Here is a 19,610-nt window from a genome sequence, read left to right on the forward strand (position 1 = left end):
GGTCGCTTGACGCGGTGGAATGCCCTCCCGCGGCCGGGAGGGAAAGCATTTAGCCGAGAAGCGTGCCCCAGTGTTCAACCCAGGGATTGGATTCGCTTTCCGGTTCAGGGTGCTCAGAGGCATCGATCATCAGCATCTCACCCACGCGCTGAGCGCTTTGCTCCTGTAACAGGGCGTCGAACTTTTTGCCGCCACCGCAGAAACTGGTGTAGGTGCTGTCACCCAGCGCGATGATGCCGTAGCGCATCTCCGGCTGATAACCCAGCTTATCTTTAATGCCCTGGAACAGCGGGACGATACTGTCCGGCAGATCGCCCTGCCCGGTTGTCGAGGTGACCACCAGCGCATACTGCCCCTGGTATTTTTCCCAGTCGGCCAGTTCGGGATCTTCATACACCGTGGCTTTGTGGCCCATTCCCGCGAGAATTGCTTCGGCTTCTTCGGCCACCAGCAGCGAATTGCCGTACATCGTACCGACAAAAATTCCGACTACAGCCATGGTTTACTCCCTCAATGAATGCAATTAACGCTCATCCTGAACGTTGGCGGGATCAAACTCAACCCTTTCATTTTCGGGGAGTTGCCCGCGCCAGTCAAAGTGTGACAGCGCCTGCATCCACACCGGATCAAGCCCGGCCCGGATGGTCAGCGGCTCACCGGTAAACGGATGCACCAGGTTCAGCTGGCTGGCGTGCAGCATCAGGCGGTTACAGCCAAAGTGTTCGGCGGCGCTGCGGTTCTGTTTCAGATCGCCATGCTTGCTGTCACCGATGATCGGATGACGCAGATGGGTAAGGTGGCGTCGCAGCTGGTGTTTACGCCCGGTTTTCGGCTCCAGCTCGACCAGGCTGTAGCGTGTGGTCGGGAACTTACCGGTGGCGACAGGCATTTCGACAGTCGCCAGACCGCGATAGTCGGTTACCGCAGGTTGCGGCTCTTTATCATCCCGGGCATATTTGTCGGCGATTTTATCCAGCTCTTCGATCAGCGGATAATCGAGCGTCGCGGCGTCGGTCAGCCAGCCCCGGACAATCGCATGGTAACGTTTCTGGATCTGATGCTGCTCGAACTGCTGCGACAGACGTCGTCCGGCCTCGCTGGAGAGGCCCATCAGCAGTACGCCGGAAGTGGGTCTGTCGAGGCGGTGGACGGTAAAAACATGCTGACCAATCTGGTCGCGCACGGTCTGCATCACCACCACTTTTTCATCACGATCCAGCCAGCTCCGGTGCACCAGCCAGCCGGAGGGCTTATTGACCGCCACCAGCCACTCATCCTGATAGAGGATCTCAATCATGCTTCGTCGCCAAAGAGGGTGTCCAGTGCCAGCAGTGCCGCCAGTACTTCCTCGCGTGACGGATGAGCAGCGTCCAGCGCCATTTCATAGTAGGGGGCGACCGCAAAGTTTTGCGGCAGCGGATGCCCACCCTCAATCAGGGCATGCATGCGGGGAATGAGCACCCATTGCAGCCACTCAAACGGCTCCAGGGTATCCATGCAGAAAGGTTGCGTGCTCTCAAACGCGTCAGGCTGCGGCGCCGTCTCCTGCCACAGTTGATGATCGCGCAATAAAGCTTCGATGGCGTGCAGCTGCGCGCGCACGTGGTCGTGATGCGTCATGAAAACCTCAACTGAAAATCTGAACGGCGGGCAGCATAGCAAAGACCACGCAGAAATAAAAAAAGGGAGCACTGTAAAAACAGTGCTCCCGGTTCGTTTCGCAGCAATCCAGCTACTTTTAGTGCTCCCTGCTCATCCATGACAACTTTTCCTCTGACCCGAAGGTCTGGTCTTCCCTCGACCGCTGCATCCTGCGCACATCATCCTGATGTGACTGTTTCATCCTGAAACGTCCTGGTCTTCCTGACCCACCGGACATCCATACCGGCTCTCATTCTCCTTCCTGGAGGTGTCCTTCACGCATCCTGCGTTATCCTTTTGCTTCTTCCTGAAGCCTTCCTTGTAACGCCTTCCTGACGTGTCCTCATTAAGAAACGCCATCATCCTGATGTTCGTTTCTCGTGTCGGCGTCCTGTCGACGGGCATAGAATCCCCTATTCCGCTTCGTCTTACAAGGCACTGCGTAAGTCAAATTAAACAGTTGTTGCAACTTATTACTATCAAGAAAGCATTCAATATGCTGATAATAAATGGATTTGTTGAAAGACGGCCGGGTTGAGAGCGTGAGATGTTACGGTGATCTCTTACAAGCTTTGTAAGAGATCTCTCACAGACGCTGTAGTACGCAGGATTACACGACGGGATGTAGATTATTGAGGAAATCCGTAAGGGAAGCGGCCAGGATCTGGCGTTTTTGCGTGCCCAGCGTCTCTTTTACCACATTCCCCGTAAGGTTGCAGACAGAGAGGATATCCATTTCACTGTCCAGCGTGGCGATGAAGAGCGTTGGCGATAGCTTCAGGCGCTTTTGGGTCACAAGGTGCCCAATCAGGTTCTCCTGCACGCGCTGCAGATCGTCTTCACTCCAGGTTTGCAGCAGAGTCAGCATCTCGTTATCAAAGCGAGCGCACATATCCCCGGCAAACTGTGTGGTATAGAACGCGTGGACCGCAGGTTGTACCACAATGTCCATGGCGCGTTCAATTGCTTTTACATTCTGCTCAGCGGTAAACGGCTGGGGCTGCCAGGTCACGGTATCCCCGGAAGAGGTGATGATACAGGGCGAGGGGACGCCATACAGCGCCTCACTTTGAGGCCATGATGCGTTCTGTTCATGCCAGGCGTCACAGTAACGCGCCGTAAACGCGGTTAAGGCAGCTGCAGTCTCTTTATCCACCGGTTTCTCTCTTCATATAAGCCAGGATACACTCAGTCGCATAGTTTACCTGCAAAGTGACAATGAAACATGTCTTACGAAAATCATGATGCCTTATCGGGCTTAACCCTGGGCAAAACCACCGCCTACCGCGACATCTACGACGCCAGCCTGTTACAGGGCGTGCCGCGCAGTCTTAACCGCGATCCACTCGGGCTGAAAGCCGATAACCTGCCCTTCCACGGCGGCGATATCTGGACGCTGTATGAGCTCTCCTGGCTCAACGCCCGGGGTTTACCCCAGGTGGCGGTGGGTCACGTTGAGCTGGATTACACCAGCGTCAACCTGGTGGAGTCCAAAAGCTTTAAGCTCTATCTCAACAGCTTCAATCAGACCCGCTTTGACAGCTGGGACGCGGTGCAGCGCACGCTGGAACGTGACTTAAGCGCCTGCGCGCAGGGGAAAGTGACTGTTGCCCTTTACCGCATTGATGAGCTGGAAGGTCAGCCAATCGCCCACTTCCACGGGACCTGCATTGACGAGCAGGATATTGAGATCGACACCTACCAGTTTGATACCGCCTGGCTGGAAAATAGTGCCAGCGGCAACGTGGTTAAAGAAACGCTGGTCAGCCACCTGCTGAAATCCAACTGCCTTATCACTCACCAGCCTGACTGGGGTTCGGTTCAGATCCAGTATCGCGGCGCTAAAATCGATCGTGAGAAGCTCCTGCGCTACCTGGTCTCCTTCCGAAACCACAATGAGTTTCATGAGCAGTGCGTGGAGCGCATCTTCAACGACATTCTGCATTTCTGCCAGCCAGAAGCGCTGAGCGTCTACGCCCGCTATACCCGCCGCGGTGGGCTGGATATCAATCCGTGGCGCAGCAACACCGATTTTGTTCCGGCGATCGGTCGTTTAGTCCGTCAGTAAGATAAATAAATTCACAATATGCGCGGTCCGTTCCGCGCTTTGGGTTGTGAAAGGTCATAAGCCAGGGCTATTGTAATCAGCAGGGAAAGACGATAAACGTCCCGTAAGGAGCTCACTTGATTACACATATAAGCCCGCTTGGCTCAATGGATATGTTGTCGCAGCTGGAAGTGGACATGCTCAAGAGCACGGCCAGCAGCGATCTTTATCAACTGTTTCGCAACTGTTCACTTGCCGTTCTGAACTCCGGTAGCCTGACCGACAACAGCAAAGAGTTGCTGTCCCGCTTTGAAAGCTTTGATATTAACGTTCTGCGCCGTGAACGTGGCGTGAAGCTGGAGCTGATTAACCCACCGGAAGATGCCTTTGTTGACGGGCGCATCATTCGCGCACTGCAGGCCAACCTGTTTGCTGTCCTGCGCGATATCCTGTTTGTGAATGGCCAGATCAGTAACGCCGGTCGTTTCCAGCATCTGAACCTCGAAAGCTCGGCCCATATCACCAACCTGGTGTTCTCCATTCTGCGTAACGCCCGTGCCCTGCACGTGGGCGAAGCCCCGAGCATGGTGGTGTGCTGGGGGGGTCACTCCATTAACGAAACCGAATACCTCTACGCCCGTCGTGTCGGCACCCAGCTGGGGCTGCGCGAGCTGAACATCTGCACCGGCTGCGGTCCGGGGGCGATGGAAGCGCCGATGAAGGGCGCCGCGGTGGGGCATGCTCAGCAGCGCTACAAAGAGGGCCGTTTTATCGGCATGACCGAGCCGTCGATTATTGCCGCTGAGCCGCCGAATCCGCTGGTCAACGAACTGATCATCATGCCGGACATCGAGAAACGTCTTGAGGCGTTTGTCCGTATCGCGCACGGGATCATCATCTTCCCGGGCGGCGTGGGGACGGCAGAAGAGCTGCTCTATCTGCTGGGCATTCTGATGCATCCGGCTAACCAGGACCAGGTCCTGCCGCTGATCCTGACCGGGCCGAAAGAGAGTGCAGACTACTTCCGCGTGCTGGATGAGTTCATCGTCCATACCCTGGGCGAGGCGGCTCGCCGTCACTATCGCATCATCATCGATGACGCCGCCGAAGTGGCGCGCCTGATGAAAAAGGCGATGCCGCTGGTGAAAGAGAACCGTCGCGATACCGGGGATGCCTACAGCTTTAACTGGTCGATCCGCATTTCGCCGGATCTGCAGATCCCGTTTGAGCCGTCGCATGAAAATATGGCCAACCTGAAACTCTATCCCGATCAGCCGGTTGAAGTGCTGGCCGCCGATCTGCGTCGCGCCTTCTCGGGCATCGTGGCGGGTAACGTGAAGGAGGTGGGTATCCAGGCCATCGAAGAGTTTGGGCCGTATAAAATTCATGGCGACCGCGACATGATGCGCCGCATGGACGATCTGCTGCAGGGCTTCGTCGCCCAGCACCGTATGAAACTTCCAGGTTCTGCCTATATCCCCTGTTACGAGATCTCAGCGTAACGCCTTGCCCGGCGCGCATGCCGGGCACCCTATCCAGCCGGGAATGGCCTTTCGCCTCCCGGCTTTTTTATTGCCTTCAGCGACATGGCCTGGCCTGCAATATCACTATTACTTATCTTTTTGCTATTTCATAACGCAACGCAAACGATTACGTTCCTGGCCAGAGCGTGATTTATCAGCCGCAAATGCCATAAAGCACGAAAAAATCCTCTAAACCGACACTTTTACAGCGTAAGGCTCCTATCTTACTGGGGGATCTATCTCGCCACATATCGTTAATGGTAGCCTTCGCGCCCAGAAATTCGTCATGCTGTTTTATTAGCAGATAAATGGTCTAAAGATACCCACATCATAAGTGGATTATCGCATTTGAGATCGGGATCACTGATAGATCCATTACTAAAATGTATCTTTCCGCCCGCCGATAGTTACGGAGAAAAATTATATAAAAACCGTCACTGAGCGAATTTCATATTACGATTAGCCCTTTTTGCACTGAATTTGACCAGAAACCTGACATTAGCTACTCCTGGAGACACAGATGGAAACCACTCAAACCAGCACCGTTGCTTCGATTGAAACCCGAAGTGGATGGCGTAAAACAGATACCATGTGGATGCTTGGCCTGTACGGCACAGCAATCGGCGCTGGTGTTCTTTTCCTTCCTATTAACGCAGGTGTGGGCGGCTTAATTCCGCTGATCATCATGGCGATCATTGCCTTCCCGATGACCTACTTTGCACACCGCGGCCTGACCCGTTTTGTGCTCTCTGGTAAAAACCCGGGCGAAGACATCACTGAAGTGGTTGAAGAGCATTTCGGTATTGGCGCTGGTAAACTGATTACCCTGCTCTACTTCTTTGCCATCTACCCAATCCTGTTGGTTTATAGCGTGGCTATCACCAACACCGTGGACAGCTTCATGACCCATCAGCTGGGCATGACCCCGCCACCGCGCGCTATTCTGTCGCTGATCCTGATCGTCGGCATGATGACCATCGTGCGCTTCGGTGAGCAGATGATTGTGAAGGCGATGAGCGTGCTGGTGTTCCCGTTCGTTATCGCTCTGATGGTGCTGGCCTGCTACCTGATCCCACAGTGGAACGGTGCAGCGCTGGAAACCCTCTCCCTGAGCAGCGCATCTGCTACCGGCAACGGCCTGTGGATGACCCTGTGGCTGGCCATTCCGGTCATGGTCTTCTCCTTCAACCACTCCCCGATCATCTCCTCCTTCGCGGTAGCGAAGCGTGAAGAGTACGGTCAGGGTGCCGAGAAGAAGTGTTCCAGCATCCTGGCTCGCGCTCATGTGATGATGGTTATCACCGTAATGTTCTTCGTCTTCAGCTGCGTACTGAGCCTCGCGCCGGCGGATCTGGCAGCAGCAAAAGCACAGAACATCTCGATTCTCTCTTACCTGGCGAACCACTTTAACGCCCCGGTCATTGCCTGGATGGCACCTATTATCGCCATTATCGCGATTACCAAATCCTTCCTCGGCCACTATCTGGGTGCACGTGAAGGCTTTAACGGCATGGTGATTAAATCGCTGCGCGGTAAAGGCAAGAGCATTGAAATCAACAAGCTGAACAAGATCACTGCTCTGTTCATGCTGCTGACCACCTGGGCGGTTGCCACCATGAACCCGAGCATCCTTGGGATGATCGAAACCCTGGGCGGCCCGATTATCGCGATGATCCTGTTCCTGATGCCGATGTACGCGATTCAGAAAGTGCCAGCGATGCGTAAATACAGCGGCCAGATCAGCAACGTCTTCGTTGTGATTATGGGTCTGATTGCTATCTCCGCTATCTTCTTCTCGCTGTTCGCTTAATTCCTCCCGCGCCGTCTTCGGACGGCGCACTCTTCTCCCAAGACGTAGCAACGGACGCATCATGATTAGCGTTTTCGATATTTTCAAAATTGGTATTGGTCCCTCCAGCTCGCATACCGTCGGACCGATGAAAGCCGGCAAACAGTTCACGGACGATCTTATTGCACGCGGAATGCTGCACGACACGACCCGCGTGGTGGTGGATGTTTACGGCTCCCTGTCGCTGACCGGCAAAGGTCACCATACCGATATCGCCATTATTATGGGCCTGGCGGGCAACCTGCCGGATAGCGTTGATATTGACGCCATCCCGGCCTTTATCCAGGACGTTAACACCCACAGCCGGTTGCTGCTGGCGAAGGGTGAACACGAAGTTGAATTCCCGGTTGATCGCTGCATGAATTTCCATGCCGACAACCTGTCGCTGCACGAAAACGGTATGCGGATCACCGCTCTGGCAGGCGACAAGGCGATTTACAGCCAAACTTATTATTCTATCGGCGGCGGTTTTATCGTCGACGAAGATCATTTTGGTCAGAGCGACAGCGCGCCAGTGGCGGTCCCGTATCCGTACAAATCGGCGGCCGATCTGCAGCGCCATTGCCAGGAGAGCGGTCTGTCACTCTCCGGCCTGATGATGCAAAACGAGCTGGCATTGCACAGCAAAGCGGAGCTGGAACAGCACTTTGCCAACGTCTGGGAAGTGATGCGTGGCGGTATTGAACGCGGCATCACTACCGAGGGCGTTCTGCCGGGCAAACTGCGCGTTCCGCGTCGGGCTGCCGCCCTGCGCCGCATGCTGGTGAGCAGTGACAAAACCACCAGCGACCCGATGGCGGTAGTTGACTGGATCAACATGTTCGCACTGGCGGTGAACGAAGAGAACGCCGCCGGTGGCCGCGTTGTCACCGCGCCAACCAACGGTGCCTGCGGTATCGTTCCGGCGGTGCTGGCTTATTACGACAAGTTCATCCGCGAAGTGAATGCTAACTCGCTGGCCCGCTATCTGCTGGTCACCAGCGCCATTGGCTCGCTGTACAAGATGAACGCCTCCATCTCCGGCGCGGAAGTGGGCTGCCAGGGTGAAGTGGGCGTGGCCTGCTCAATGGCGGCGGCGGGACTGGCGGAGCTGCTGGGCGGAAGCCCGACGCAGGTCTGCATTGCCGCAGAGATCGGGATGGAGCACAACCTCGGTTTGACCTGCGATCCGGTTGCCGGTCAGGTGCAGGTGCCGTGCATCGAGCGTAACGCGATTGCTTCCGTGAAGGCGGTCAACGCCGCGCGTATGGCGCTGCGCCGTACCAGCGAGCCGCGTGTCTGCCTCGATAAAGTGATCGAAACCATGTATGAGACCGGGAAAGACATGAACGCCAAATACCGCGAAACCTCTCGCGGCGGTCTGGCGATGAAGATTGTCACCTGCGATTAAGTCCAAAAAGGAGCCTTGTTTTGCGAGGCTCCTTCCCGAACGCCCCGCCACGCGTAGTTTCCCTCCGCCGACAGTGTTACCCTTATTTGACTGAACAGAAGGGAGAAAATCTGTGGCCGTTCATTTGCTTATTGTCGACGCGCTCAACCTTATCCGCCGCATCCACGCGGTTCAGGGTACGCCCTGCAAGGATACCTGCCTGCATGCGCTGGAGCAGCTTATCCGCCACAGCCAGCCCAGCCACGTGGTCGCCGTGTTTGACGATGAAGCCCGGAACAGCGGCTGGCGGCATCAGCGCCTGCCGGATTATAAAGCCGGGCGTGCGCCGATGCCGGACGACCTGCACGCCGAAATGCCCACCATCCGCGCCGCCTTTGAACAGCGCGGGGTCCCCTGCTGGGGCGCCGAGGGCAACGAAGCTGACGATCTGGCCGCCACCCTGGCGGTAAAAATCGCCAGCGCCGGGCATCAGGCCACTATTGTCTCGACGGACAAGGGCTACTGTCAGCTGCTCTCCCCCACTATTCGCATCCGCGACTATTTCCAGAAACGCTGGCTCGACGCCCCCTTTATTGCCAGTGAGTTTGGCGTCTCGCCGCAGCAGCTACCGGATTACTGGGGTCTGGCGGGGATCAGCAGCTCAAAGGTGCCGGGTGTGGCAGGCATTGGCCCGAAAAGCGCGGCCCAGCTGCTAACTGATTTTCAGGATCTGGAGGGGATTTACGCCCGTCTGGATGAGGTGCCAGAGAAGTGGCGCAAAAAGCTGGAAGCACATAAAGAGATGGCATTTATTTGCCGGGACGTGGCGCGGTTGCAGACCGATTTACAGTTAGACGGGAATTTACAGCAGCTACGGTTAGATCGTTAACTTTCCCTCTCCCCTATGGGGAGAGGGTCAGAATTATCTCTCGTCGCGACGCCCACCGACAGCAGCCCACCAGCGGCGGATATGCACGGTGACTTCTTCACGATCGTGGTACAGCTGGCGCGCCTGAATCACCACGTTAATACCGTGTTCATCCATCTGCGCCTGAATGTAGGCCAGGTTCTGCGAAACCTCCTCATAGCGCTTTTTCATTGGCAGCTTGAGGTTAAAAATGGTCTCACGACACCAGCCGTTCACCAGCCAGGAGGCCATCAGGGCCGCCACTTTCGCCGGCTTCTCTACCATGTCGCATACCATCCAGGAGATGTTGTTGCGGGTTGGGCGATAGCGGAAACCATCTTCACGCAGCCAGGTCACCTGCCCGGTATCCATCAGGCTTTGCGCCATCGGGCCGTTGTCGACAGAGGAAACCCACATGTTGCGCTTCACCAGCTGATAGGTCCAGCCGCCCGGACAGGCACCGAGATCGACCGCATACATACCGTTGGCCAGGCGTTCGTCCCACTCATCAGCGGGAATAAAGACGTGAAACGCCTCTTCAAGCTTCAGCGTTGAGCGGCTTGGGGCATCAGCCGGGAACCGCAGACGGGGGATGCCCATAAAGAACGGCGAGTTATTGGTGGTGTAGGAATAACCGGTATAGCAGCAGCCTGGGGCGATAAAGAAGATGTGGACCACGGGACGTTTTGGTGTCTCGTAGTTAGTTAACACGCCCGCCTCACGCAGTGCCGCGCGCAGCGGCACGGTGAACTTACGGCAGAACTTCATCAGCTCTTTGCTTTCGTTGGTGTCCGCAACCTCAACGCGCAGATCGCCGCCCTTCTCCACCACGCCCTGCAGCATGCCAACAATCGGCGAAATGCGATCTTCAGGCGGCAGATCTTTCAGCAGTTCACCCGCAACAAACATCTGACGGGCAAAAATCAGCGAGCTGAACGGCAGGTCGCGAACCAGTTTTTCCGCGTCATCAGCCTGATAGCACTCGAAAACAACATAGCCCGAATTCTCTTTTACGCGGGCAAAACCAAACACCTCGCGCTTGGCGGCTTTATCAGTGATCTCCGCGGCACACTCTTTTTCAAAGCCCGGGCGACAATATAAGACAACTTTATTCATGAACAACGCCCTTGCGTTTCAGACGGAACGAACCGATTAACATTAATACCCACCCGACCAGGAAGCTGACGCCGCCGACCGGGGTAACAAACGCCCACAGGCGTAAATGCGACAGCGCAAGGCAATACAGGCTACCGCTGAACAGCACGGTACCCAGCGCCATAAATACGCTGCTCCAGTAAAACCAGATACTGATACGGCGTTGCATCGCCACGGCTAATCCGAAGATCGCCAGGGTGTGAAACGCCTGATATTCCAGACCGGTGTGGATCCAACCCATCTCCACCACACCCAGTGATTTGCGTAAGACATGTGCGCCAAAAGCGCCCAGGGCAACAAAAATAAAGCCACTCACCGCGGCAAAAATCAGCATAAAACGGCTGGTCATGTTTCTGTCCTGAAGTTATGCGCGTCCTGCGCGCAAAAGAGAGTGTTACTCGTACCGAAAGCGGAATTTTTCTTGCTCGTTGGCCGCCTTTGCCAGGATCCACTGGCGAAACGCGGCTATTTTACCCAGTTCTGCCTGACTGTCATGGCAAACCAGATAAAAAGCATTCTTACTGACCAGAACATCATTAAAGGGGCAGACCAGGCGGCCGGCCTCAATTTCGGACTGCGCCATGACGTTGTTTGCCAACGCCACGCCCTGTCCATGGATGGCAGCCTGTAACACCATCGCACTGTGGCTGAAGATGGGGCCCTGCTGCACATTAATATGGTTAAGACCAAGCTGGCGGGTATAAGTTTGCCAGTCACGGCGAGAAGCATCATGCAAAAGCGTATGCTGCGCCAGATTCTCCGGTGCTTTTAACGCTTTTTCGCCTGTTAAGAGTAGTGGGGAGCAGACCGGCAGCAAATACTCCGCGTACAATTTTTCGACACGCAGGCCTGGCCAGTTGCCGCGACCATAGAAAATTGCCACGTCGACATCGTCCGCCAGCTTGTCTTCCTGACGGTCGACAGCCTGGATTCGGACATCAATCCCCGGATAAGCTGAGTTAAAGCTTGAGAGTCTCGGCACCAGCCACTGAATGGCAAAACTGGGCAATAAACTGACCGTCAGCGCCCCTTTGGCACTGCGCGCCTGCAGCTTACGGGTTGCCTCCGTTAGCTGGGAAAAGATCTCTTTAATATCCTGAAAATAGCTCTGCCCCTCTTCCGTCAGAAGCAGGGAACGGTTGCGGCGGCGGAACAGCTTGAGGCCCAGAAAATCCTCAAGGGACTTGATTTGATGACTTACTGCGGCCTGCGTCACAAAAAGCTCATCGGCCGCGCGCGTGAAACTTAAATGGCGGGCGGCAGCGTCAAATACACGTAATGCATTAAGAGGTGGTAATCGCTTGGACATGGTTATCTGGCTTAGATGTTAACGGCTTTTAACAAACAGGAAACAACGTTTAACCTATTAGTTTTTTTTATCTGAGCCATTATAAATTGTCCGTTGAGGAACTACCAGCAAATACCTATAGTGGCGGCACTTCCTGAGCCGGAACGAAAAGTTTTTTTGGAATGCGTGTTCTGAAGGGCTTTTGGCTTACGGTTGTGATGTTGTGTTGTTGTGTTTGCAATTGGTCTGCGATTCAGACCCCGGTAGCAACGCTACCAATTTTTCACTTCCTGTACATTTACCCTGTCTGTCCATAGTGATTAATGTAGCACCGCCCAATTGCGGTGCTTTTTTTTGTCTGCAATTCCGTTAGTGATCCAGCTCAACCATCTCTTTCACATCACCACGGTTGATTTGCTGTTTGTTCCCGTTGGCATCCTTATACGAGATCATACCGGTGTCATTATCGGTTTGTGGCTTACCGTCGGACACGATTGAACGGCCATCATTGGTATGCATAACGTAGTTATTACCGGAACAGGCGCTCAGTGCGAAAGTCAGCATACAGGCAGAAACAATTGCGACAGTCTTTTTCATCTTCTTCTCCTTTAGCAATTAATGCTATCTAAACCATGTTTCAGAACAGGCTAAAACATCTTCCTGACACTATTTCAGCATAACCTGCTTCGTCTGTTACGCCAGGATAAACAGACAAATCCGATAGAGATCAACCTTCTTGCCCTGCCGCTGAATTTGCGCGACGATCTCTTCATGATAAAGAGGAATTCCATGAACGCATTCAGCCCTGCCCATTTTCGCGCGCAGTTTCCGGCGCTGGCCGATGCCGGTGTCTATCTCGATAGCGCCGCGACGGCCCTCAAGCCTCAGGCGGTGATCGATGCCACCCACCAGTTTTACAGCCTGAGCGCAGGCAATGTGCATCGCAGCCAGTACGCCGAGGCACAACGCTTAACCGCGCGCTATGAAGCGGCCCGCGATCAGGTTGCGCAGCTGCTTAATGCCGAAAGCGGTAAAAACATTGTCTGGACCCGCGGCACCACCGAAGCCATCAACATGGTGGCCCAGTGCTATGCCCGCCCACGCCTGCAGCCGGGGGACGAGATCATCGTCAGCGAGGCGGAGCATCATGCCAATCTGGTGCCGTGGCTGATGGTGGCTGAACAGACCGGCGCACGGGTAGTGAAGTTACCCCTGGGCGCGGATTGGGTGGCGGATATCGCCCGCCTGCCCGATGTGATCACTCCTCGCAGCCGTATTCTCGCGCTGGGGCAGATGTCCAACGTCACCGGCGGCTGTCCGGATCTGGCCCGCGCTATTGAGATCGCCCATGCCAACGACATGGTGGTGATGGTCGATGGCGCGCAGGGAGTGGTGCACTTCCCGGCAGACGTACAGCAGCTGGATATCGATTTCTATGCCTTCTCCGGGCATAAGCTGTACGGGCCAACCGGGATCGGCGCGCTGTACGGCAAAGCGGAGCTGCTGGAGCAGATGACCCCGTGGCTCGGCGGCGGCAAGATGATCACCGAAGTGAGCTTTGATGGCTTCCAAACCCAGGCGGTGCCGTATCGCCTGGAGGCCGGGACGCCCAACGTCGCCGGAGTAATTGGCCTGAGCGCGGCGCTGGAGTGGCTGGCGGATATCGATCTGCAGCAGGCAGAGAGCTGGAGTCGCGGGCTGGCAACGCTGGCGGAAGAAGCGCTGAAAAAACGCCCCGGTTTTCGCTCTTTCCGGGTTCAGGATTCAAGCCTGCTGGCGTTTGATTTTGCCGGGGTGCATCACAGCGACATGGTGACGCTGCTGGCGGGATACGGCATTGCCCTGCGCGCCGGTCAGCACTGCGCCCAGCCGCTGCTGGCAGCGCTGGGCGTTCCGGGTACCCTGCGCGTCTCGTTTGCACCCTATAACACCCAAAGCGATGTCGAGGCCCTGGTTGCCGCCGTCGATCGCGCCCTTGCCTTACTGGTGGATGAATGACAAGCCCAACTCTGGCCGGACACCCGTTCGGCACCGTCATCACTGACGAGACGTTAAAACAGACCTTCGCCCCGCTGAGCCAGTGGGAAGACAAATATCGCCAGCTGATCCTGCTGGGCAAACAGCTCCCCGCGCTGTCCGATGAGCTGAAAGCGCAGGCAAAAGAGATCCCCGGCTGTGAGAACCGCGTCTGGCTTGGGGTCACGCCCGCGGGGGATAAGCTGCATTTTTATGGCGACAGCGAAGGCCGCATTGTGCGCGGATTGCTGGCGGTATTGTTGACGGCAATAGAGGGAAAAAGCGCCGCGCAGATCCTCAGTGAAAGCCCGCTGGCGCTGTTTGATGAGCTGGGGTTACGTGGCCAGCTGAGCGCCTCGCGCAGCCAGGGGCTGACTGCGCTAAGTGAGGCGGTGCTGGAGGCGGCGCGTCAGGCCTGACGTTCTGCCTTCGCCATCATCTTTTTCAGGGCGTGAGACACAGCGATAAAACCAAAGGTCGCGGTCACCATGGTGGCCGCACCAAACCCGGAGGCGCAGTCCATCCGTTTTGGCCCTTCCGCGGTGCTCTTCATGGCGCAGACTGAGCCGTCCGCCTGAGGGTAAACCAGCGCTTCCGTGGAGAAAACGCAGTCTATGCCCAGCTTGCCTTTGCTGTTTTTCACCACCCCAAAATCGCTTTTCAGTCGCTCGCGCAGCTTGGCGGCCAGCGGATCCTGAATGGTTTTCGCCAGGTCGGTGACCTGAATTTGCGTCGGGTCGATCTGTCCGCCCGCCCCACCGGTGGTCACCAGCGGCACTTTATTGCGACGACACCAGGCGATCAGCGCTGCTTTCGGGCGCACGCTGTCGATGGCGTCAATCACGTAGCTGTAACCCGCGCCCATATACTGGGCAACGTTATCGGCCGTTACGAAATCATCAATCACGGTGACACGGCATTCCGGGTTGATCTGGCGAATACGATCCGCCATCACCTCGGATTTTGCCAGCCCGACGCTGTCGCGCAGGGCGTGGATCTGCCGGTTAGTGTTGGTCACGCAGACATCATCCATGTCGATAAGTGTAATGGCGCCGATCCCGGTTCGTGCCAGCGCTTCCGCCGCCCATGAGCCAACGCCGCCAATCCCGACCACGCAGACGTGCGCATCGGCAAACAGTTGCAGGGCTTTTTCACCATATAAACGCGCGGTGCCACCAAAACGCTGGCGCCAGGCTTCGCTCATTACCACAGACATAAGACCTCAGATGTAAAAAGGGTGAGAGTTGCCCCTCACCCCGGAAAACATGGCGTCAATATTACCACACTCAGCCGCTAAACACGTTCCCCGCGCCTGCTGCAGGTTTCAGCACCCACACGCGTCCGTAGTGGTTATACCAGCCCGCACGGTGACCGGCATCAGGCCCGATCCCCTGATAGATGTCGAAGTGCTGGCCTTTGATTGCGCCGCCAACGTCCAGAGCGACCATCAGACGCAGCTCGTACTGTCCGGAGAATTTCCCGTTGTGATCCAGCGTTGGCACTTCGGCTAACAGCGTGGTACCCGGCGGGATCACCGTCTTGTCAGAGGCGACCGATGCGCGACCAATCAGCGGTACCGCACTCGCCCCTTTCACCGGAGCGAAGTTCTGCGGTTTAAAGAAGACAAAGGATGGGTTCTGCTCAAGCAGTTCACGCACTTCAGATTCGCTGTGCTTCTCGCCCCACTCGCGGATCGCCTGCATCGACATATCTTCGCGTTTCACTTCCCCGCGATCGATCAGCACTTTACCGATACTGCGGTAAGCATGGCCGTTCTTGCCGGAGTAGCTGAAGAAGTTAAGCGGGCTGCCGTCGCCAAAATCGATATAGCCACTGCCCTGCACATCCATAATGAAGTTATCCATCAGCGAGTTGCTGTAGGCGAGAATGTAATTTTCGCTCAGCGCACCGGAATAGATCTCGGCGCGGGACGGCAGGCGGCCACGTTTTGGCGGCATGCGGTAGATAGGATACTTGAACTCACCCTGCGCGGTATGGCGCGCCTGCACCACCGGGGTGTAGTAGCCGGTAAACTGGACGTTACCGTAGTTGTCGGTGCCTTCCATCTGCCAGGCGTCGAGGCCGTACTGGCGCATGGTGCGGGTATCTCCCCCGGCGCGTAACCAGTCCTGCACCGCGTTATAGACGGCGTTCTGCGAGCCATACAGCCGCGGCGATGCGGTGCGGATTTGGCTTACCTGTTCTGCGAAATCGCCGCCGTTAATCGGTGCGCCCACGGCGTCCGGCTGATTCACTAAAGAGAAAGGCTGGGTCAGTTTCCCGTCTTTATATTGCTGACCGCGATCGGTCGGTTTGGAGGAGCAGGCAGCCAGAATAGCTACCATCGCGCCCGTCATCAGATACTTCGCCCAACGTCCTTTCATTATGTCCCGTCTTTTAGTTGCCCGTTTCTGCGCATCGAAGATAACAAACCGGCAGGGGTATTGAAATGCGATTACCTCCCCTCATGCAAATTTTGCGCAAAAAACAGCCGAACTGTCGGCATAGCATACAATCAACACCTAATTTGGTGATTTTTACGAAAAAGGGTTGCAACAAAAAGTCATCCGAGTATAGTGCGCTTCCACGGACGCGGGGTGGAGCAGCCTGGTAGCTCGTCGGGCTCATAACCCGAAGGTCGTCGGTTCAAATCCGGCCCCCGCAACCAATTAAAATTTGATGAAGTATCTTCTACGACTGTAGAAAGACGGACGCGGGGTGGAGCAGCCTGGTAGCTCGTCGGGCTCATAACCCGAAGGTCGTCGGTTCAAATCCGGCCCCCGCAACCAATCAAATTTAAAGAAGTAAGATTCTACAAAGTAGAATGACGGACGCGGGGTGGAGCAGCCTGGTAGCTCGTCGGGCTCATAACCCGAAGGTCGTCGGTTCAAATCCGGCCCCCGCAACCAACACTTCTGAAAACAATAAACACCCTTCCGGGTGTTTTTTTGTATCTGCAGTTTGTCATTTTGCCGGGCGTAAACCCGGCCATCCTGATTATCCGCGTCTCGCCAGCGTCGCCCCATCCGAGAAATAGGCCTTAATCCCCGCCAGTATCGACTCCGCCACTTCCTGCTGGAAAGCGGCCGTCTTGAGCTTGCGCTCCTCTTCCACGTTACTGATAAACGCAGTTTCCACCAGAATCGACGGGATATCCGGCGCTTTCAGTACCGCAAACCCGGCCTGCTCAACGCTGTTTTTATGCAGCTTATTAACCCTGCCCAGTCTACCCAGCACGGCTTTACCAAACTTCAGGCTGTCGGTGATGGTCAGCGACTGCACCATATCAAACAGGGTATGGTCGACGTAGCGATCGCCGCTCTTACTGACGCCGCCGATCAGGTCAGAGGCGTTTTGCGAATCTGCCAGCAGTTTTGCCGCCGTACTGGTTGCCCCTTTGGTTGAAAGGGCAAACACTGACGATCCGCTGGGCTGGCGGCTGGTAAAGGCATCCGCATGGATAGAGATGAACAGATCCGCGCGCTGCTTTTGCGCCTTCGCCACACGCACCTTCAGCGGAATAAAGATGTCTTCATTACGCGTCATATAGGCGCGCATGTTGCCTTCCCTGTCGATCAGCGCCTTCAGGCGACGGGCGATCTGCAGCACCACATCTTTTTCCCGGGTGCGGTATTTGCCCACCGCGCCGGAGTCCTCCCCGCCATGGCCCGGATCGAGCATGATCACAATCGGACGATCGCGCCCGGCTTTCCCCGGTTTAGGACCACTCTGCGCAGGCGGAACCTGACGATCGAGATCGCCTTTGTTGTAATCTTCCAGCAACGCCAGCAGAGGATCCTGGATATCCGTCGCGTTGGCCGGATAGAGATCCATCACCAGACGCTCTTTAAAACCGGCCACCGGGGCCAGGGCAAACAGCTGCGGCTTCACGTTCTGCTTGAGTTCAAACACCATGCGCACGGTTTTCGGATCAAACTGCCCGACCCGCGCGGACTTGATAAAGGGATCGTCACCACGGATCTGGGCACTCATCCCTTTGAGGACAGAATTAAGGTTCACCCCTTCGATATCCACCACCACCCGCTCCGGGTTACTCAGGGCGAATTGTTTATAGTTAAGCACCCGGTTGGACTCGACCGTCACGCGTGTATAGGTCGATGCAGGCCAGACACGTACCGCCACCACCTGACTGACGGCAGCAAGCCCTACCTGACTTACGCTAAGCAACCACATTGCCCCGGCCCCTTGTAGCAGGCGGCGACGACTTAATGCTTTACTGGATCCCGACATGCTTCTCCCGAGCAAAGATATCGAATAACTTCTCATAACGTCCAAATTGACCGAAAACTTTAGCGAATGATGCATAAACTGTCATCCTTAAAAGGGTAAACAATCATGCGTTAACGATATCTTCTCTGAATGTTTTCTTTGCTTCGCAGAAAAGTTTGGCTTGCGCGCAGGCGCATATTCGAATAAAAATACAAAAATTACGAATAAACATTCATTGAGGGGTTGTGCCGTGGTGAAGGAACGTAGAATCGAACTGGTCCAGGGATTCCGTCATTCTGTTCCCTATATCAACACTCACCGGGGAAAGACGTTCGTCATTATGCTCGGCGGCGAAGCCATTGAGCATGAGAACTTCTCCAGCATTGTCAATGACATCGGCCTGCTGCACAGCCTGGGAATTCGCCTTGTCGTCGTGTATGGCGCCCGACCACAGATTGAAGCCAATCTGGCCATGCATCATCACGAACCGATTTATCACAAACATACCCGCGTCACCGACGCCAAAACCCTGGAACTGGTTAAGCAGGCTGCCGGCCTGCTGCAGCTGGACATTACCGCGCGGCTGTCGATGAGTCTTAACAATACCCCGCTGCAGGGGGCGCATATTAACGTGGTCAGCGGTAATTTTATTATTGCCCAGCCGCTTGGCGTGGATGACGGGGTGGACTATTGCCACAGCGGACGTATTCGTCGTATCGATGAAGAGGCGATCCACCGCCAGCTCGACGGCGGCGCGATTGTGCTCACCGGCCCGGTTGCCGTCTCGGTGACTGGCGAAAGCTTCAACCTCACTTCAGAAGAGATTGCCACCCAGCTGGCGATCAAGCTGAAAGCTGAGAAGATGATCGGCTTCTGCTCCTCGCAGGGGGTGACGAACGAGCTGGGGAATATCGTCTCTGAGCTGTTCCCGAACGAAGCCCAGGCGCGGGTCGAAGCGCTTGAGGAGCAAGGCGATTACTATTCCGGCACCGTGCGCTTCCTGCGCGGCGCCATCAAAGCCTGCCGCAGCGGCGTGCGCCGCAGCCACCTGATCAGCTATCAGGAAGATGGCGCCCTGCTGCAGGAGCTGTTCTCCCGGGACGGTATCGGGACGCAGATCGTGATGGAGAGCGCCGAGCAGATCCGCCGCGCCACCATCAACGACATCGGCGGCATTCTGGAGCTGATTCGCCCCCTCGAGCAACAGGGGATCCTGGCGCGTCGCTCCCGCGAACAACTGGAGATGGAGATCGATAAGTTCACCATTATTCAGCGCGACAACCTCACCATCGCCTGTGCGGCGCTCTATCCTTTCCCGGAAGAGAAGATCGGGGAGATGGCCTGCGTGGCAGTACACCCTGACTACCGCAGCTCATCGCGCGGCGAGGTATTGCTGGAGCGGATCGCGGTCCAGGCGCGGCAGCTGGGGCTGAGCAAACTGTTTGTCCTGACCACCCGCAGCATTCACTGGTTCCAGGAGCGCGGCTTCACGCCAGTGGACATTGATTCCCTGCCGGAAACCAAGAAAGAGATGTACAACTATCAGCGTCGCTCGAAGGTGCTGATGGCAGATTTAGGTTAATCC

General features: G+C 56.0%; 19 protein-coding genes and 3 tRNA genes. 11 read left to right on the top strand and 11 right to left on the bottom strand.

Annotated elements, in window-relative coordinates; translation table 11 throughout:
• Positions 1 to 49 precede the first annotated feature (49 nt).
• The 4 genes from M8318_RS13920 to syd all read right to left on the bottom strand — a co-directional run bounded on the left by M8318_RS13920 (position 50) and on the right by syd (position 2,797).
• Positions 50 to 499, bottom strand: coding sequence for a flavodoxin (locus M8318_RS13920; RefSeq protein ID WP_262663247.1), 450 nt, complete (start codon positions 497 to 499; stop codon positions 50 to 52).
• A 24-nt stretch (positions 500 to 523) separates the two neighbouring features.
• Positions 524 to 1,297, bottom strand: a complete 774-nt coding sequence (gene truC, locus M8318_RS13925; protein WP_262663249.1) for a tRNA pseudouridine(65) synthase TruC — start codon at positions 1,295 to 1,297, stop codon at positions 524 to 526.
• A complete protein-coding gene (locus M8318_RS13930; RefSeq protein ID WP_106994449.1) occupies positions 1,294 to 1,620 on the bottom strand; it encodes a YqcC family protein in 327 nt (108 codons plus the stop codon). The genes truC and M8318_RS13930 overlap by 4 nt, the downstream gene beginning before the upstream one ends.
• A 631-nt stretch (positions 1,621 to 2,251) precedes the next feature.
• Entirely contained in the window at positions 2,252 to 2,797 is a 546-nt protein-coding gene (syd, locus tag M8318_RS13935; RefSeq protein ID WP_262663251.1) for a SecY-interacting protein, read from the bottom strand.
• Between the two features lie 69 nt (positions 2,798 to 2,866).
• On the opposite strand from syd, the gene queF reads away from it, so the two are divergent.
• From queF to xni, 5 genes are all read left to right on the top strand, one after another.
• On the top strand, positions 2,867 to 3,709 hold the full coding sequence (gene queF / locus M8318_RS13940) for an NADPH-dependent 7-cyano-7-deazaguanine reductase QueF (protein WP_106994447.1): 843 nt from the start codon (positions 2,867 to 2,869) through the stop codon (positions 3,707 to 3,709).
• Between the two features lie 116 nt (positions 3,710 to 3,825).
• Positions 3,826 to 5,190: a nucleotide 5'-monophosphate nucleosidase PpnN gene (gene ppnN / locus M8318_RS13945; protein ID WP_106994446.1), complete on the top strand. Its 1,365-nt coding sequence runs from the start codon at positions 3,826 to 3,828 to the stop codon at positions 5,188 to 5,190.
• A gap of 541 nt (positions 5,191 to 5,731) precedes the next feature.
• The gene (locus M8318_RS13950; protein ID WP_106994445.1) at positions 5,732 to 7,021 is read left to right on the top strand and encodes an HAAAP family serine/threonine permease; all 1,290 of its coding nucleotides are present in this window, start codon (positions 5,732 to 5,734) and stop codon (positions 7,019 to 7,021) included.
• A 61-nt stretch (positions 7,022 to 7,082) separates the two neighbouring features.
• Positions 7,083 to 8,450, top strand: a complete 1,368-nt coding sequence (locus M8318_RS13955; protein ID WP_106994444.1) for an L-serine ammonia-lyase — start codon at positions 7,083 to 7,085, stop codon at positions 8,448 to 8,450.
• 112 nt (positions 8,451 to 8,562) lie between these two features.
• Complete coding sequence (gene xni / locus M8318_RS13960) at positions 8,563 to 9,318, top strand: flap endonuclease Xni (protein WP_262663256.1); 756 nt, start codon at positions 8,563 to 8,565, stop codon at positions 9,316 to 9,318.
• Positions 9,319 to 9,351: 33 nt separating this feature from the next.
• Here the strand turns inward: xni and rlmM are convergent, their stop codons facing one another.
• From rlmM to M8318_RS13980, 4 genes are all read right to left on the bottom strand, one after another.
• Positions 9,352 to 10,452: a 23S rRNA (cytidine(2498)-2'-O)-methyltransferase RlmM gene (gene rlmM / locus M8318_RS13965; RefSeq protein ID WP_106994442.1), complete on the bottom strand. Its 1,101-nt coding sequence runs from the start codon at positions 10,450 to 10,452 to the stop codon at positions 9,352 to 9,354.
• Positions 10,445 to 10,840: a DUF423 domain-containing protein gene (locus M8318_RS13970; protein WP_039029918.1), complete on the bottom strand. Its 396-nt coding sequence runs from the start codon at positions 10,838 to 10,840 to the stop codon at positions 10,445 to 10,447. Before M8318_RS13970 ends, rlmM begins: the two co-directional genes overlap by 8 nt.
• A 45-nt stretch (positions 10,841 to 10,885) precedes the next feature.
• Complete coding sequence (gene gcvA, locus M8318_RS13975; RefSeq protein WP_039029917.1) at positions 10,886 to 11,800, bottom strand: glycine cleavage system transcriptional regulator GcvA; 915 nt, start codon at positions 11,798 to 11,800, stop codon at positions 10,886 to 10,888.
• Positions 11,801 to 12,148: 348 nt separating this feature from the next.
• Complete coding sequence (locus M8318_RS13980; protein WP_106994441.1) at positions 12,149 to 12,376, bottom strand: YgdI/YgdR family lipoprotein; 228 nt, start codon at positions 12,374 to 12,376, stop codon at positions 12,149 to 12,151.
• 192 nt (positions 12,377 to 12,568) lie between these two features.
• Between M8318_RS13980 and csdA the strand changes: the two genes are divergently transcribed.
• Entirely contained in the window at positions 12,569 to 13,777 is a 1,209-nt protein-coding gene (gene csdA / locus M8318_RS13985) for a cysteine desulfurase CsdA (protein WP_106994440.1), read from the top strand.
• Complete coding sequence (gene csdE / locus M8318_RS13990) at positions 13,774 to 14,214, top strand: cysteine desulfurase sulfur acceptor subunit CsdE (protein WP_106994439.1); 441 nt, start codon at positions 13,774 to 13,776, stop codon at positions 14,212 to 14,214. Before csdA ends, csdE begins: the two co-directional genes overlap by 4 nt.
• Here csdE and tcdA read toward each other — a convergent pair.
• Complete coding sequence (gene tcdA / locus M8318_RS13995) at positions 14,205 to 15,011, bottom strand: tRNA cyclic N6-threonylcarbamoyladenosine(37) synthase TcdA (RefSeq protein WP_106994438.1); 807 nt, start codon at positions 15,009 to 15,011, stop codon at positions 14,205 to 14,207. The two genes, csdE and tcdA, sit on opposite strands and share 10 nt — an antisense overlap.
• Positions 15,012 to 15,081: 70 nt before the next feature.
• Positions 15,082 to 16,179, bottom strand: a complete 1,098-nt coding sequence (gene mltA / locus M8318_RS14000; RefSeq protein ID WP_106994437.1) for a murein transglycosylase A — start codon at positions 16,177 to 16,179, stop codon at positions 15,082 to 15,084.
• Between the two features lie 207 nt (positions 16,180 to 16,386).
• On the opposite strand from mltA, the gene M8318_RS14005 reads away from it, so the two are divergent.
• The 3 genes from M8318_RS14005 (at position 16,387) to M8318_RS14015 (ending at position 16,704) form a co-directional block, all read left to right on the top strand.
• Positions 16,387 to 16,463: transfer RNA gene (locus M8318_RS14005), tRNA-Met, on the top strand.
• Positions 16,464 to 16,507: 44 nt separating this feature from the next.
• Positions 16,508 to 16,584 (top strand) — tRNA-Met (locus M8318_RS14010).
• A gap of 43 nt (positions 16,585 to 16,627) precedes the next feature.
• A tRNA-Met gene (locus tag M8318_RS14015) sits at positions 16,628 to 16,704 on the top strand.
• Positions 16,705 to 16,792: 88 nt separating this feature from the next.
• Here M8318_RS14015 and amiC read toward each other — a convergent pair.
• Entirely contained in the window at positions 16,793 to 18,046 is a 1,254-nt protein-coding gene (gene amiC, locus M8318_RS14020; RefSeq protein WP_262663258.1) for an N-acetylmuramoyl-L-alanine amidase AmiC, read from the bottom strand.
• 229 nt (positions 18,047 to 18,275) lie between these two features.
• Here amiC and argA point away from each other — a divergent pair, with 229 nt between their 5' ends.
• Positions 18,276 to 19,607: an amino-acid N-acetyltransferase gene (argA, locus tag M8318_RS14025; protein ID WP_262663259.1), complete on the top strand. Its 1,332-nt coding sequence runs from the start codon at positions 18,276 to 18,278 to the stop codon at positions 19,605 to 19,607.
• The last annotated feature ends 3 nt before the right edge of the window (positions 19,608 to 19,610 follow it).

This window comes from Leclercia tamurae, assembly GCF_025566055.1.
Taxonomy (GTDB): Bacteria; Pseudomonadota; Gammaproteobacteria; order Enterobacterales; family Enterobacteriaceae; genus Enterobacter; species Enterobacter tamurae.

Coding starts and splice junctions, on each gene's coding strand:
- M8318_RS13920 (WP_262663247.1), bottom strand. CDS start 499: ATGGCTGTAGTCGGAATTTTTGTCGGTACGATGTACGGCAATTCGCTG.
- truC (WP_262663249.1), bottom strand. CDS start 1,297: ATGATTGAGATCCTCTATCAGGATGAGTGGCTGGTGGCGGTCAATAAG.
- M8318_RS13930 (WP_106994449.1), bottom strand. CDS start 1,620: ATGACGCATCACGACCACGTGCGCGCGCAGCTGCACGCCATCGAAGCT.
- queF (WP_106994447.1), top strand. CDS start 2,867: ATGTCTTACGAAAATCATGATGCCTTATCGGGCTTAACCCTGGGCAAA.
- M8318_RS13950 (WP_106994445.1), top strand. CDS start 5,732: ATGGAAACCACTCAAACCAGCACCGTTGCTTCGATTGAAACCCGAAGT.
- M8318_RS13955 (WP_106994444.1), top strand. CDS start 7,083: ATGATTAGCGTTTTCGATATTTTCAAAATTGGTATTGGTCCCTCCAGC.
- rlmM (WP_106994442.1), bottom strand. CDS start 10,452: ATGAATAAAGTTGTCTTATATTGTCGCCCGGGCTTTGAAAAAGAGTGT.
- M8318_RS13970 (WP_039029918.1), bottom strand. CDS start 10,840: ATGACCAGCCGTTTTATGCTGATTTTTGCCGCGGTGAGTGGCTTTATT.
- gcvA (WP_039029917.1), bottom strand. CDS start 11,800: ATGTCCAAGCGATTACCACCTCTTAATGCATTACGTGTATTTGACGCT.
- M8318_RS13980 (WP_106994441.1), bottom strand. CDS start 12,376: ATGAAAAAGACTGTCGCAATTGTTTCTGCCTGTATGCTGACTTTCGCA.
- csdA (WP_106994440.1), top strand. CDS start 12,569: ATGAACGCATTCAGCCCTGCCCATTTTCGCGCGCAGTTTCCGGCGCTG.
- csdE (WP_106994439.1), top strand. CDS start 13,774: ATGACAAGCCCAACTCTGGCCGGACACCCGTTCGGCACCGTCATCACT.
- tcdA (WP_106994438.1), bottom strand. CDS start 15,011: ATGTCTGTGGTAATGAGCGAAGCCTGGCGCCAGCGTTTTGGTGGCACC.
- mltA (WP_106994437.1), bottom strand. CDS start 16,179: ATGAAAGGACGTTGGGCGAAGTATCTGATGACGGGCGCGATGGTAGCT.
- amiC (WP_262663258.1), bottom strand. CDS start 18,046: ATGTCGGGATCCAGTAAAGCATTAAGTCGTCGCCGCCTGCTACAAGGG.